Source organism: Marinomonas sp. ef1 (genome assembly GCF_002806845.1).
GTDB classification, from domain to species: domain Bacteria; phylum Pseudomonadota; class Gammaproteobacteria; order Pseudomonadales; family Marinomonadaceae; genus Marinomonas; species Marinomonas polaris.
Genome location: NZ_NHTT01000004.1, coordinates 168,639 through 182,145 on the forward strand (window position 1 = coordinate 168,639; position 13,507 = coordinate 182,145).

Here is a 13,507-nt window from a genome sequence, read left to right on the forward strand (position 1 = left end):
TAAGGCGCTAAGACAGCGCCTTTTTTATGGCATTTAACATGCTTGAATGGTCTTTGTAGTCTAGTGGAATAGGCGTGAGCTTATCGCCTATAAGCAAGGCTAAAGAAGGGAATGAATTTAAGCCAAGATGTCGAGCTTGCTCTATTTCTTCTTCCAATAAACGTTCATTTTTAACGTGCTGCATGGTTTTCTGAAAACCGTCTGCATTCATGCCTATTTGCTCAGCGCATTCAATGAGAATGTCTAAGTCTGATGGGTTTTTAGCATTCAGGTAATACGCCTCTTGGATGGCGTGATACATTTCTTCTTCCAATCCTGTGTCTCTTGCGACATAACAGGCTCTGCATGCTGGGTAAGTCGAGCGTCGTGGTGCAGCTGTTTTCCAGAAATCAAAATTAAACTTGGTTCCTAATGACGCTTGAATGTTTTTCCAAGTGCTTTCTAGTTTGCTTTTCATTTCATCTGGCATAGCGACATCAGAATCGATGGCAAGACCTCCAAGCATGGGTTGAATGGTTAATTGATCTGCATCGACTAAGTCTTGTAGGGATTTTTGTAGCTTGGTCCAAGTAGGGCGGAATCCCCAACACCAGCTGCACATAGGGTCGTAGCAGTAAATCAGTGTGGCGGTCATTGATGGCTCCTGTGAAGATAGAAAAAAGCGAGTCCATAAGGTAACAGCCTCTTTAGCGATAAAACAACAAACAAAAACAATCGACATAAAAAAACGGCTTCAACATGAAAGTTTGAAGCCGTTTTTTAGAATTGCGCAGTAGCGACTAAATGTTAGCCTAGCCCTTTAAAATCGCGGCAATAGCATCACAAAGTGGACCCATGTTTTCATGAGTCATACCTGCAACACTGATACGTCCTGAGCCAACAATATAAATGCCGTACTCTTTACGCAACTGAGCAACTTGATCTGGTGTTAGACCAGAAAAAGAGAACATACCTTGCTGATGTGAAATAAACGAAAAATCTTGGCTAACGCCTTTGATTCGTAGTGTATTCACAAACAAGCTACGCATTTCATGAATACGAGTACGCATGGCTTTTACTTCGCTTTCCCATAATGCGAACAGCTCGGCATCATTAAGGATTTCGGCGACAACTGCTGAGCCATGAGATGGCGGATTTGAGTAGTTGGTGCGAATACAGCGTTTGATTTGTGTGAACGCTGTTTCAGCTTGTTCAGCGGTTTCACACAAAATAGTCAGTGCGCCAACACGTTCGTTGTACAGACCAAAGTTCTTGGAGAACGAACTAGCAATCAGCATTTCAGGGACGTGCTCTAAGAAAGTACGTAAGCCTTGAGCATCTTCCTTTAAGCCTTGGCCAAAGCCTTGATAAGCAAAGTCAAACAATGGCAAGAAGCCTTGTTTGCTACATAGCTTAGCCAATTGATACCACTGTTCTGGTGTTGGATCTATGCCAGTTGGGTTGTGGCAGCAGCCATGAAACAATACTACATCGCCTTCAGGAACTTGAGACAAGCTCGCAAGCATGGCTTCAAAGTCTAAAGATTTGTTATCAGCATTGTAGTAAGCATAGCTGCCAACTTCTAAACCAACGGATTGAAAGACCGCCTGATGGTTTGCCCAAGTTGGATTACTGACCCAAATTGTCGCTTCTGGTAAATGTTTTTTAATGAATTCTGCTGCGACGCGTAATGCGCCTGTGCCGCCAGGGGTATGGGCTGTTTGAGCAAGCTGTTTGGTAATAATATTGTGTTCTTTACCAAATAAAAGCGTTTGCACGGCAGATCGATAAGCGGGTGCGCCTTCGATACTTAAATAGCTTTTGGTTTTTTCTTGAGCCAACAAACGTTCTTCTGCTTGTTTGACTGATTTTAAAATAGGTGTATTGCCTTGTTCATCTTTATAAACACCAACGCCCAAGTTAATTTTATTGGGATTTGGATCATTTCTGTAAGCGTCATTCAGGCCAAGAATTGGGTCTGCCGGAGCAGCTTGGATATGTTCAAACATGGTAACTCCCCCAAGAGGGTTATTTTCTTTTTTTATTATGGATTAGAAGATATAAAAATCAGACCGTATGGTACTCCAACATGTGAGTAACCGCTATAAGTTGGCGGAAAAGGGCAAGAATTAACTGTGTAGAAATATTGCGGCTTATTCTAAATAAAGCCGCTTTTTGAGGCCGATAGAGTAATATCACAACACGTTGGTTGCTGAGAGGGATGTTTTTGAGTGTAAAAAAACGTTGACCTAGCAAGATAGCTAGGTCGTATTTAGTTCACTTTAAGTATCAACTAATGAGCAGGGAAATTAATCGTCCCAACCGTTAGAGATATCATGGTGCAAACGTTTTTCTTCTAAATGCTGTTCAATTGCACGTCTGGCTTTTAACATACGTATCGCGTCTTCCTTTTGATTCCGTTCTTTTGTTTCATTATCCAAGCTAATGGAAGCGTGCATTATGTCGGTTTTTACTTCAGTTAGTGTTTCAGCAAAATCGCTCATCGTTATACCCTTTTGGACGTTCGACGACATTGAAGTGCATAGATCGCTGTCATCGACAGTTAAAAAAAGTCAAAATAGACAGATCACTTATTTCAAGCTAATAAAAAACCCAAATAGAATGAAAATCAACTTATTTTTACGCGTTTTTTGTTACAAATTTATTAATTATTATGGCGGAATGTAATGGACGTTTCTTTTATCCTCGACTCACTGAATGACAAGCAGCGAGAAGCCGTCGCAGCGCCTTTGCAGAATAGCCTTGTTTTGGCTGGCGCTGGGTCAGGAAAAACCCGAGTCCTAGTGCACCGGATCGCATGGCTGATGCACGCTTACGAGTTGTCGCCTTACAGCCTGATGGCGGTAACCTTTACCAATAAAGCTGCTCGCGAGATGCAAGGCCGTATCGAACAGTTGGTGGGTGTTCCGCCGCAAGGGATGTGGGTTGGCACCTTCCACGGTTTGGCGCATCGACTCTTGCGTGCCCATTGGCGTGATGCGGGACTAAAAGAAAACTTCCAGATAATGGACAGCGATGATCAACTGCGATTAATCAAACGTATTATGCGCGAGCTGAGTATTGATGATACTCGCTGGCCGCCAAAGCAAGTGTCTTGGTTTATTAACGCGCAAAAAGACGAAGGCCGCCGTGCGGCTCATGTACCAGATAGCCATGATCCTTTCTCCAAAGGCATGCGCGAGCTCTACTACCATTACGAAGAAGCCTGTGAACGTGGTGGATTATTGGACTTCGGCGAATTGCTATTGCGTGCTCATGAGCTGATGCTCAGTACGCCTGCTTTGTTACGCCATTACCAAGATCGTTTCCGCCATGTGCTGGTGGACGAGTTCCAAGATACCAACACTATCCAATACGCCTGGTTACGTATCATGGTAGGTAGCCAAGGTACGATTACCGCCGTGGGCGATGATGACCAATCGATTTACGGTTGGCGTGGCGCAAAAATTGAAAACATCCAAAACTTCACCAAAGATTTTAAAGACGTTGGCACCATTCGCTTGGAGCAAAACTATCGCTCAACTGGTCATATCCTGAATGCAGCCAATGGCTTGATCAAACACAATGATGATCGTTTGGGGAAAGAGCTTTGGACGGATAGCGGTGAAGGCGATCCAATCTCGCTGTACGCAGGCTTTAACGAACAAGACGAAGCGCGTTTTATCATTGGCATCATCAAACAATGGCGCGACAAGGGAACCTCTCTGACTGATATGGCGATTCTCTATCGTTCCAATGCTCAGTCACGCGTCATAGAGGAATGCCTTGTTAGGGAACAGATTGCTTATCGAATTTATGGTGGGCACAGATTCTACGATCGTCTTGAAATCAAAAATGCCTTGGCCTACGCACGTTTGGCGTTGGATCCAAATGACGACGGAGCCATGGAACGAGTCATCAACGTACCACCTCGTGGTATTGGCGAACGTAGTATCGGTACATTACGTGAAATCGCGCGAGATAATGGCTGTTCTATGTGGCAAGCCGCGCAAGAAGTCGTGCGTCAGTCATTGATGGCGGGGCGAGCAACCAATGCCATCAAGTCGTTTTTGCATCTTATTGAAGGTTTGAGCACCACTGTGCAGCAACCAGATTTGAACCTGAATGATATTTTCGAGCAGATCATTGAAGAAGCTGGCTTGATTCCTTTCCATGAAAAAGAGAAAGGTGAGAAAGGCGAAGCACGTATCGAAAACTTAAAAGAGTTGGTTGGTGCGGCAGGCGGATTCAGCTGGAGCGATGAAGACGAAGAGTTTAGCTCTCCACTGATGGCATTCTTGGATAAAGCTGTATTGGACGCTGGCGATGCTCAAGCCGACGAGTACCAAGACGCCGTGCAGTTGATGACATTGCACTCGGCGAAAGGTCTAGAGTTCCCATTGGTGTTCCTAACGGGCGTGGAAGAGAATATTTTTCCAAGCAAGATGTCTTTCGAAGAACCGGGACGACTCGCAGAAGAACGTCGTCTTTGCTACGTGGGCATTACTCGAGCAATGGAAAAGCTTTACATTACTTACGCGGAATCTCGTCGTTTGTTTGGTAGTGAGTCTTTTAACAGTCCATCGCGCTTTATTAAAGAATTGCCACCGGAATGTTTGGAAGAAGTGCGTCTTCGCTCACAAGTAAGCCGTCCTGTTTCTTTGCAGCGCCCTGATTACAACTTTGAAAAGAACAAACTGCAAAACAGCAGCGTGTTAAACAATTACAAAGCGCCAGAAATCACCGTCAACATGGGCGATCGAGTCAATCACCCCGTGTTTGGTGAAGGCTTAGTGATCAATTACGAAGGCCAAGGCCCACAAGCACGAGTACAGGTCAACTTCGACGACGAAGGCACAAAGTGGCTGGTGTTGTCGTTTGCTAAATTGGAAGTTTTGTAGCTTTGGTGTAGATATTTGCTAATAAGGACGCTGAGTCTTATTCCTTTGCGCCTGCTTCGCAAGCTCAGCGCGTCAGCAGGAATAATACCAGCGTCCTTTAAATTAAACTGCTTAGCCTGTAGCAAAGCGGGTTAGTGCGTCAGCAGGAATAAGACTCAGCTTACCTTTGTATAGTTGTCCTAACATCGTCTTTTTTGAATGTTGGGGCTTTAAGTTCATTACCTGTTCCCCAGCTATTTAGCCATTCATGTACTTCTTTTGCTGCGATAACCTTGCCTTTGGCGACTGACTCTAAAGCATCGAGTGTTTGCTGCCACTCTTTAGTGTTTGGCTTTGTAGATTCCATTGTTCTGCTTTTCCCATTTCTCTGTTTTGGTCGATTGTAATCTAGTAAATGTTTTTAATTGCGGCAATTTTTTTCAATTGGTTGTAAACTGTTTAGAGTTGTAATGATTTAGTTGAAAAGGAGTGTGGCATGGCGATTCGTGTTGGTTTGATTGGTTTTGGTTTGTCTGGGCGGGTGTTTCATGCGCCTTTTGTGATGAATGATCCTGGCATGACGATGGCGTATGTTTGCAGTTCGAAGGCGGATGAGGTGAGGGCGGTTCTGCCTGATGTGTCGGTGGTGTCGTCTGCTGAATCTGTGTTTGCGGCGCCGGACGTGGATTTGGTGGTGATCACGACGCCGAACGCGTTGCATTTTGATCAGGCAAAGCTGGCGTTGGAAAACGGTAAGCATGTTTTGTTGGAAAAGCCCTCTGTCACTCGTTTATCTCAGATAGAGGCGTTGTGTGCTTTGGCGAAGCAAAAAGGCTTGGTGTTTTGTGTTTATCAGAATCGTCGTTTTGATGGCGATTTTTTGCGTCTTAAAACATTAATTGAAAGCGCTGAGTTGGGTGAGTTGAAGCATTTAGATTCTCGCTTTGACCGTTTTCGTCCGACGGCACAAGCCCGTTGGCGCGAAGAGCCAGGTGTTGGTACGGGGATTTTTTGGGATTTAGGGCCGCATATTCTAGATCAGGCATTGAGTTTATTTGGGCCGCCGAAGTGGCTGCATGCAAGTATCGATAAGTTACGCGACGGTAGCCAAACGCATGATTGGTTTGAAGTGGAGTTGGGCTATGATGACAAACGCGTGCGTTTAGCGTCGACGCCATTTGAAGCAGGTGACATGCGCCGCTTTAATGCAAGATTTACTAAAGGCAGCTGGCAATGTGTGGGTTTAGATCCTCAAGAAGAAGCGCTGCGAGCTGGGCAAATGCCATGGCAGGATGAGTTTCCTTCGAAAGCCGCCCAGCAAAAAATTACTCGTTTTGTCGCGCATTCTCAAGATGATATAGAAAGCATTCAAGAGGCTGCAACACAAGGCGATTATGCAGCTTTCTATGCGCAATTACGCGATGCGATTCTGGGTAAAGGTGAGGCTCCGGTTGCGATGGAGCAGGCTTGTCAGTTGATTTACTTGATCTGTTTGGCGGAGCAGTCTGCTGAAAGTGGTCAGCGTATGTCTTGGGGTTATACGCCTAATTTCTCTGTTAAGTGAATTAGTCGCGAGAAATTGTAAAAAAGAGTTGAGCAAGATTCCTACAATTCTTATCATCTTTTGCCCTTTTAATGTTTTATGCATTTTAAGGGCAATTTTCTGTCTGATTTATTATAAAAATACAGAAATAGGTGGCATTTAACCGATGTTTTAATTGCCTCTATTTTCATATCACAGATAGATTCTATTGAGACCATGGGTTTCATAGTAATCAAGTAACTGGCTCTCTGAGGGAAAATAATGCGTAATTTAATGGTATTGGGCAAATTGGCGTTTGCTGGTTTGTTTGCTTTGTCTTTGGTCGCTTGTGGCGGATCAGAGAAAGCGGAAGAAACGGCTAAAGTAGAAAAGAAAGTAGAAACAATTCACTGGAAAATGGTCACGACTTGGCCCAAAAACTTTCCTGGCTTGGGCACAAGTGCTGAAGAGCTAGCGAAAAATATTACTAAAATGTCTAACGGTCGTTTGGATATTAAAGTTTATGCCGCAGGTGAGCTTGTTCCTGCGTTGGAAGTGTTTGATGCTGTATCTCGTGGCACTGCAGAAATGGGTCACAGCTCTGCGTATTATTGGAAAGGCAAAGCGCCAGCGGTACAATTTTTCTCGTCTGTGCCTTTTGGTATGACGGCACAAGAGTTTAACTCTTGGATTACTTATGGCGGTGGTTTACAACTGTGGGAAGAAGTTTACGCACCGTTTAATATCATTCCGATGGCTGCTGGTAACACAGGCGCGCAAATGGGTGGTTGGTTCAATAAAGAGATTAACTCTTTAGCTGATTTCCAAGGCTTAAAAATGCGTATGCCAGGTCTTGGTGGCGAAGTACTGAAGAAAGTTGGTGCTGTGACGGTTAACCTTCCAGGCAGTGAAATGTTTACCGCTCTTCAAACTGGCACTATCGATGCCACTGAGTGGGTAGGTCCTTACAATGACCTAGCGTTTGGCTTGTACAAAGCAGCGAAATACTACTATTACCCAGGTTGGCAAGAGCCAGGTTCTGCAGTTGAGGCTCTTATTAACAAAGACGCTTTCAATGCATTACCAGAAGACCTACAAGAGATTGTTCGTTCAGCTGCACAACAAGCTAATTTGAATATGTTGAGTGAACTAACAGCTCGTAACAACGCTGCCTTGAAGACTTTGGTCGATGAACATCATGTTATTTTGAAAAAGTTCCCAAAAGACCTTTTGGAAGCATTGCGTGTAGCGTCTGATGAAACACTAAAAGAAGTGGCTGCTAACGATCCTATGAGCCAAAAAGTCTATGACTCCTTCACTAGTTTCTTAACGTCTGTTAGTGAGTGGCATGATATTTCTGAGCGTGCATTTATTAACGCTCGCGCTACAGATTAATTAGTTTGTTATTAATGGAATAAAGAGCTAGCGATACAATTAAGCCCTGCTATCGATTGGTAACAGGGCTTAATTTATCACGTTGGTTTTGCTCGTTGTATTGGATAAAGCGTATCGAGCAAAGTGCTAGTTATAAATGTAATTCGTCTCTTAATGGATAAAGTGAATGAACAAAATAAAAATATGGGCAAAAGTAGCACTTGTCGGTGTAATAACAGCTACTTTGGTTGCCTGTGGTGGATCTGAAGAAAAAGAAACCGCAAAGGTAGAGCAAAAAGTTGATGTCATTCATTGGAAAATGGTAACAACTTGGCCGAAAAATACGCCTGGAATGGGCACAGGTGCACAAGCGCTGGCGAATAATATTAAAGAAATGTCCAACGGCCGTTTGGACATTAAAGTCTATGCTGCAGGTGAACTTGTTCCAGCATTAGAGGTATTTGATGCGGTATCTCGTGGCACAGCGCAAATGGGCCACGGCACTGCGTATTACTGGAAAGGAAAAGTGCCAGCAGCGCAGTTTTTCTCTACGGTTCCTTTTGGTTTTAACGCGCAAGAATTTAACGCTTGGATTGCCTATGGCGGTGGTTTACAGCTGTGGGAAGAAATCTACGCTCCGTTTAACTTAATTCCTATGGTAGCTGGTAATGCTGGCGTGCAAATGGGCGGTTGGTTTAATAAAGAGATTAACTCGTTAGCCGATTTCCAAGGCTTGAAAATGCGTATGCCAGGGTTAGGTGGAGAAGTACTGAAAAAAGTCGGTGCATCGCCTATTACTTTACCTGCTAGCGAAGTTTTCACCGCGCTTCAAACTGGGACAATCGATGCTACAGAATGGGTTGGGCCTTATAATGATCTTGCGTTTGGTTTGTATAAAGCAGCGAAATATTATTATTATCCAGGCTGGCATGAGCCAGGTTCTGCTGTTGAAGCTATCTTTAATAAAGACGCTTTTGAAGCCTTGCCAAAAGATTTAAAAGCCATTGTACGCTCTGCGGTTCAACAAGCTAACTTAGACATGATCAACGAGTTTACTGCGCTTAATAATGCTGCGCTGCAAACCTTGGTAAATGAGCATCATGTGATTCTTAAGCCTTTCCCTCGAGACTTGTTGGAAGCACTTAAGAAAGCGTCTACTGAGACTCTAGAAGAAGTGGCTGCGAATGATCCTGAGAGTCAAAAAGTCTATGACTCTTTCAAAAGCTTTTTAGCACCTGTGAGTGAATGGCATGATATTTCTGAGCGCGCTTACATTAATGCACGCGCAGACGATTAAGCTTCTAAACGTTTCTGCTTGATAGTCGATTAGCACAGTTAAAAGCTCCGTTATCAAAGATAACGGAGCTTTTTTATTTATAGGACTTACTCATTCGACTGATAAATACTACTTAAAAATAAAACCAAAAAAGTCTTGAGCCTTGATATTGCAATTAATACTATCAAAAACACTTAGCGCATAAGCTATGGCTATAGAGTTGGTTGTCGACTCGCCTTTGCTTGGTTTGTAGCATCAAGCAAAGCTTTTATAAAAATAAAGTCATTCAGTCTTTTAGGGATAAACAATGAGAACAATAAAAATGTGGGGAAAACTGGCATTAGTCGGTTTGACGGCGGCGAGCTTGGTGGCTTGTGGTGAATCAGAAGAGAAAGCAACGGCAAAGGTTGAGAAAGCGGCGGATGTCATTCATTGGAAAATGGTCACAACATGGCCGAAAAACTTTCCGGGTTTAGGTACGGCGGCAGAACATCTAGCGGAAAATATTACCGCAATGTCGAATGGGCGTTTAGTGGTAAAAGTGTACGCTGCAGGCGAACTAGTACCCGCGTTGGAAGTGTTTGATGCTGTATCACGTGGCACTGCTCAAGTAGGTCATGGTGGTGCTTTCTACTGGAAAGGCAAAGCTCCAGCGGCACAGTTTTTCTCCGCCGTACCGTTTGGCTTTACCGCACAGGAAATGAACTCATGGCTCCACTATGGTGGCGGCCTGAAATTGTGGGAAGAGACTTACGCACCTTTTAATCTTATTCCGATGGCAGCAGGTAATACTGGGGTACAGATGGGAGGTTGGTTCAATAAAGAGATCAATTCCCTTGCTGACTTCCAAGGCCTAAAAATGCGTCTTCCTGGCTTAGGTGGTGAAGTGTTGAAAAAGGTCGGTGGTACGCCTGTTAACTTGCCAGGCAGTGAAATCTTCACCGCACTTCAAACCGGCACCATTGATGCGACAGAATGGGTTGGTCCATACAACGACCTAGCATTTGGCTTGTACAAAGCAGCTAAATTCTACTACTACCCTGGTTGGCATGAGCCGGGTTCGACCATGGAAGCGATCTACAATAAGGAAGCGTTTGAAGCTTTGCCAAACGATCTTCAGCTGATTGTCCGAGCAGCAACTCGCCAAGTGAATGCTGATATGTTGGATGAATTTACCGCGCGTAACAACGCCGCGTTAGAAACCTTAGTAAATGAGCATCACGTGGTTTTGAAACCATTTCCAAAAGAGGTGTTGGTAGCATTGAAAAAAGCCGCAGCTGAAACATTAGATGAAGTGGCTGCCGCGGATCCAATGAGTCAAAAGGTCTATAACTCATTTAAAGAGTTCAATACTAAAGTTAGAGCGTGGCATGAAATCTCTGAGCGGGCTTTTATTAATGCTCGTGAACTTGAGTAAACTAAACTTTTATAACTGAGTGGTATAAAACTAAAAAGCCTTCATGGCCAGATTGATCATGAAGGCTTTTTGTTAAGACGAGTTAGTCTATGACGTTCATTTCTTCAGTGCTTTTAGTATTCTAGGAGCAGTTAGTGCCGCAACGGTTGCGAAAGCCAAGACATAAGTCATGGTGCCATTTAGTAAGATAGACCAATCACCGCCACTGATAGACAATGCTCGACGCAAGTTCTCTTCTAATACTTCTCCTAATACCAAGCCCAAAATAACCGGTGCAAGAGAGAAGCCTAATTTGCGTAAGATGAAGGCAAACACACCTAATACAATCATGAAGAACAGGTCAAACGTGTCGCCATGAATGGAGTAGATTCCGACGAATGTCAGCATCACAATGATAGGCACGAGGTAAGACTGTTTGATAGAGAGTAGTCGAACAAATAAGCCTATCAGCGGTAAGTTCATTACTAACAAGGCAATATTACCAATGAACATAGAAGCGATTAGACCCCAAGCAATATTAGGTTGTTGTTCAAACAATAGCGGACCAGGTGTGATGTTAAACATTAATAGTGCACCCAATAGGATGGCTGTCGTGCCGCTGCCTGGAATCCCTAATGTCAACATAGGCACCATCGAGCCTGCTGCTGATGCATTGTTTGCGGCTTCTGGTGCAGCAAGGCCGCGAATATCGCCATCGCCAAAATGATCATCTTTTCCTTCAGCAAAACGTTTTTCAGTGCCGTAGGCAACGGCACTCGCAATAGAAGCGCCAGTTCCCGGTAAAACACCAATCAAGAAACCAGACAGAGTTGAGCGCAAAATCACCCATTTCACCGCCATGATGTCTGAAAAGCTAATAAAGCTTTTTCCTACTGGCGTGAGTTTCAAATCATTACGTGCCCAGCTTTCTAGCAGGATGAGCACTTCGCTAATGGCAAACATTCCGATCACAACTACCAGAAAATCCACGCCATCAAATAAGTTTGGTATACCCATAGTGAAGCGCAAAATACCGGTACCAGAATCAATGCCAACTGTCGCGAAAAGTAGACCAATGATCACGCCAACGACTGTTTTTATTGGACGTTTACCCACCATAGTTGCCAAGCAGGTGAAGGCGAAAATCATCAACCAAACGTATTCTGAAGGACCAAATTGAATTGCTAATTTGCTAAGTAATGGCGCAAAAATTACCATTAACAGTAAGGCTCCCATGCTGCCAAAGAAAGAGGATACAGCAGATAAAGCAAGTGCTCGACCGCCTTCGCCACGTTTGGCCATAGGGTAACCATCTAAGGTTGTCATTATTGCGCCAGCGTCACCTGGGACGTTAAGCAAAATACTGGAGATCCGGCCGCCATATTCTGCGCCGTAATAAACACCCGCCAATAGAATCAAGGCAGACTCTGGCGGTAAGCCGACGGAATAAGCTAATGGCAATAAAATAGCCACGCCATTGATTGGACCAATACCAGGCAATGAACCAATTAATGTGCCGATAAAGCATCCAGCTAACACTAAACCTAAATTAAGCGGTGTTAGGGCGACAGAGAAGCCAATCGATAAATAATGTAAAACGTCCATTATAAGTCTCCGAGAAGTAGGCCAGTTGGGACATTAAGCTCCATTAAATCAGCTAATAAGAAATAGCTTATTAAGCTTAGAGCGAGGGCATACAAGAAGGCTTTAAGAGGCTTTTCACCAAATAACCAGCTAAAAATGGCACCCACTATGGTTGTGGCAATAATGAAGCCCGCTTCTTCAAATAGGGCGGCATACACCACCATTATCACTAGGCCAATGACGATCTTGGTTACAATCTCTTTAGTCGGATGCCAAGAATTTTTGTCGGGTTTTACTATCATCCAAACGCAACATGCAGCTAAAACAATAGATAAGATAATAGGGAAGGCTTTTGGCCCTAATGGTTCATACTGAAACGGGACATCAAAATGGAAAGCTGTCCAGGCGATAAGCCCGGACAGTACCAATAATGTGCCCGCAAAAATGCGGTCATATAACATGTTATTGCCTCAATTCACGACTCATTAATGGGCTACTTAATTAAGCCAGCTTCTTGTGCCAAGCCGCGCATAAAGGCAACACGCTCTTTAATGTAGCTGTCTAAAGCCTCGCCAGACATGGTGAATGGCACAAGGTTTTGATCGACAACTACTTTTTCAAAAGCTGGGTTTTTATAGGCTTTTTGAAATTGATCAGCCCAGTAGTTATAGGCTTCGTCTGAAACCTTAGGCCCTAAATAGTAACCGCGAAGAATGGTCCATTCTGCGTCGTAACCTTGTTCAATTGCTGTTGGGTAATTGGAGAATTCGCCTTTCAAACGCTCAGGAGACATGATGCCAAGTACTTTCACTTTGCCAGATTCAACTAGGCCTTTCATTTCGCCCACATCACCTGGGTACACTTTAATGTGTCCACCAAGTAGTGCAGCTAAAGCTTCACCGCCGCCTTCATAGGCAACGTAGCGCATTTTCTTCGGGTCAACGCCAGAAGACTTCATTAGGATTGCTGCTTTCATCCAGTCTTGGCTACCAACACCACCGCCAGCACCTAGTACAAATTTGCTTGGGTCTTTTTTGATATCGTCGACCAATTCACCCAAAGTGTTCCATGGCGCATCAGCTCGAACCATGATCGCACCATAGTCGACACCTGCAGTACCAACCCAGCGAGCATTGTTTTCGTCTAAGCCTTTACCGAATTTGCCCTGAGCTAGGTTTAACAATGAACCAGAGCTAAAAGCGACTAATTTATTTGGGTCGTCTGGTGTTGTGGAATTGATGTAATTATAAGCAACTGCACCAACACCGCCTGGCATAAAGGTAACGGCCATTGGGATCTTAGTGATATCAGCTTTGGCAAAACCAGTTGATAAAATACGGCAGGTTAAATCGAAACCTCCACCTGGTTTAGCAGGGGCGATACAGCTTGGTTTGGAAGGTTCAAAGGCGCTGACGTTTAGCGCAGCAGTAAGACCACCAACAAGTAACAATGAGGCAAGATTGGATTTCATTTTTTATTCTCCAAATTTCTTTTTG

Annotated in this window: 12 protein-coding genes; 5 read left to right on the plus strand and 7 right to left on the minus strand. The window is 44.1% G+C overall.

Translation table 11 applies throughout. The features are described from left to right. Window positions 1-7 precede the first annotated feature (7 nt). The 3 genes from CCS02_RS07350 to CCS02_RS07360 form a co-directional block, all read right to left on the minus strand. Window positions 8-634 carry a DsbA family protein gene (locus CCS02_RS07350; RefSeq protein ID WP_100187246.1) on the minus strand — a complete coding sequence of 209 codons (627 nt, stop codon included), beginning with the start codon at window positions 632-634 and terminating at the stop codon, window positions 8-10. Window positions 635-791: 157 nt separating this feature from the next. Then, window positions 792-1,988, minus strand: coding sequence for an amino acid aminotransferase (locus CCS02_RS07355; RefSeq protein WP_072839347.1), 1,197 nt, complete (start codon window positions 1,986-1,988; stop codon window positions 792-794). Between the two features lie 300 nt (window positions 1,989-2,288). Continuing rightward, entirely contained in the window at window positions 2,289-2,483 is a 195-nt protein-coding gene (locus CCS02_RS07360; protein ID WP_100636240.1) for a PA3496 family putative envelope integrity protein, read from the minus strand. Window positions 2,484-2,666: 183 nt separating this feature from the next. On the opposite strand from CCS02_RS07360, the gene uvrD reads away from it, so the two are divergent. After that, window positions 2,667-4,880 (plus strand): DNA helicase II, encoded by a 2,214-nt coding sequence (gene uvrD, locus CCS02_RS07365; RefSeq protein ID WP_100636241.1) that lies wholly within the window; start codon window positions 2,667-2,669, stop codon window positions 4,878-4,880. A gap of 160 nt (window positions 4,881-5,040) precedes the next feature. Here the strand turns inward: uvrD and CCS02_RS22245 are convergent, their stop codons facing one another. Beyond that, window positions 5,041-5,226 carry a hypothetical protein gene (locus tag CCS02_RS22245; RefSeq protein ID WP_198515341.1) on the minus strand — a complete coding sequence of 62 codons (186 nt, stop codon included), beginning with the start codon at window positions 5,224-5,226 and terminating at the stop codon, window positions 5,041-5,043. Between the two features lie 129 nt (window positions 5,227-5,355). Here CCS02_RS22245 and CCS02_RS07375 point away from each other — a divergent pair, with 129 nt between their 5' ends. The 4 genes from CCS02_RS07375 to CCS02_RS07390 all read left to right on the plus strand — a co-directional run bounded on the left by CCS02_RS07375 (window position 5,356) and on the right by CCS02_RS07390 (window position 10,448). Further along, on the plus strand, window positions 5,356-6,423 hold the full coding sequence (locus CCS02_RS07375) for an oxidoreductase (protein WP_100636242.1): 1,068 nt from the start codon (window positions 5,356-5,358) through the stop codon (window positions 6,421-6,423). Window positions 6,424-6,663: 240 nt separating this feature from the next. Next, window positions 6,664-7,776, plus strand: a complete 1,113-nt coding sequence (locus CCS02_RS07380; RefSeq protein WP_100636243.1) for a TRAP transporter substrate-binding protein — start codon at window positions 6,664-6,666, stop codon at window positions 7,774-7,776. A gap of 166 nt (window positions 7,777-7,942) precedes the next feature. Next, complete coding sequence (locus tag CCS02_RS07385) at window positions 7,943-9,052, plus strand: TRAP transporter substrate-binding protein (RefSeq protein WP_100636244.1); 1,110 nt, start codon at window positions 7,943-7,945, stop codon at window positions 9,050-9,052. A 286-nt stretch (window positions 9,053-9,338) separates the two neighbouring features. Continuing rightward, on the plus strand, window positions 9,339-10,448 hold the full coding sequence (locus CCS02_RS07390; protein ID WP_100636245.1) for a TRAP transporter substrate-binding protein: 1,110 nt from the start codon (window positions 9,339-9,341) through the stop codon (window positions 10,446-10,448). Between the two features lie 96 nt (window positions 10,449-10,544). Here the strand turns inward: CCS02_RS07390 and CCS02_RS07395 are convergent, their stop codons facing one another. The 3 genes from CCS02_RS07395 to CCS02_RS07405 are packed head-to-tail and all read right to left on the minus strand — an operon-like array spanning window position 10,545 to window position 13,482. Then, window positions 10,545-12,032, minus strand: a complete 1,488-nt coding sequence (locus tag CCS02_RS07395) for a tripartite tricarboxylate transporter permease (protein WP_100636246.1) — start codon at window positions 12,030-12,032, stop codon at window positions 10,545-10,547. After that, window positions 12,032-12,472, minus strand: coding sequence for a tripartite tricarboxylate transporter TctB family protein (locus tag CCS02_RS07400; protein ID WP_100636247.1), 441 nt, complete (start codon window positions 12,470-12,472; stop codon window positions 12,032-12,034). Before CCS02_RS07400 ends, CCS02_RS07395 begins: the two co-directional genes overlap by 1 nt. A 32-nt stretch (window positions 12,473-12,504) precedes the next feature. Beyond that, window positions 12,505-13,482: a Bug family tripartite tricarboxylate transporter substrate binding protein gene (locus CCS02_RS07405; protein WP_100636248.1), complete on the minus strand. Its 978-nt coding sequence runs from the start codon at window positions 13,480-13,482 to the stop codon at window positions 12,505-12,507. Between the last annotated feature and the right edge of the window lie 25 nt (window positions 13,483-13,507).

Excerpts from the sequence above, each read along its gene's own strand:
- CCS02_RS07350 (WP_100187246.1), bottom strand. The coding sequence starts at position 634 with ATGACCGCCACACTGATTTACTGCTACGACCCTATGTGCAGCTGGTGT.
- CCS02_RS07355 (WP_072839347.1), bottom strand. The coding sequence starts at position 1,988 with ATGTTTGAACATATCCAAGCTGCTCCGGCAGACCCAATTCTTGGCCTG.
- CCS02_RS07360 (WP_100636240.1), bottom strand. The coding sequence starts at position 2,483 with ATGAGCGATTTTGCTGAAACACTAACTGAAGTAAAAACCGACATAATG.
- uvrD (WP_100636241.1), top strand. The coding sequence starts at position 2,667 with ATGGACGTTTCTTTTATCCTCGACTCACTGAATGACAAGCAGCGAGAA.
- CCS02_RS22245 (WP_198515341.1), bottom strand. The coding sequence starts at position 5,226 with ATGGAATCTACAAAGCCAAACACTAAAGAGTGGCAGCAAACACTCGAT.
- CCS02_RS07375 (WP_100636242.1), top strand. The coding sequence starts at position 5,356 with ATGGCGATTCGTGTTGGTTTGATTGGTTTTGGTTTGTCTGGGCGGGTG.
- CCS02_RS07380 (WP_100636243.1), top strand. The coding sequence starts at position 6,664 with ATGCGTAATTTAATGGTATTGGGCAAATTGGCGTTTGCTGGTTTGTTT.
- CCS02_RS07385 (WP_100636244.1), top strand. The coding sequence starts at position 7,943 with ATGAACAAAATAAAAATATGGGCAAAAGTAGCACTTGTCGGTGTAATA.
- CCS02_RS07390 (WP_100636245.1), top strand. The coding sequence starts at position 9,339 with ATGAGAACAATAAAAATGTGGGGAAAACTGGCATTAGTCGGTTTGACG.
- CCS02_RS07395 (WP_100636246.1), bottom strand. The coding sequence starts at position 12,032 with ATGGACGTTTTACATTATTTATCGATTGGCTTCTCTGTCGCCCTAACA.
- CCS02_RS07400 (WP_100636247.1), bottom strand. The coding sequence starts at position 12,472 with ATGTTATATGACCGCATTTTTGCGGGCACATTATTGGTACTGTCCGGG.
- CCS02_RS07405 (WP_100636248.1), bottom strand. The coding sequence starts at position 13,482 with ATGAAATCCAATCTTGCCTCATTGTTACTTGTTGGTGGTCTTACTGCT.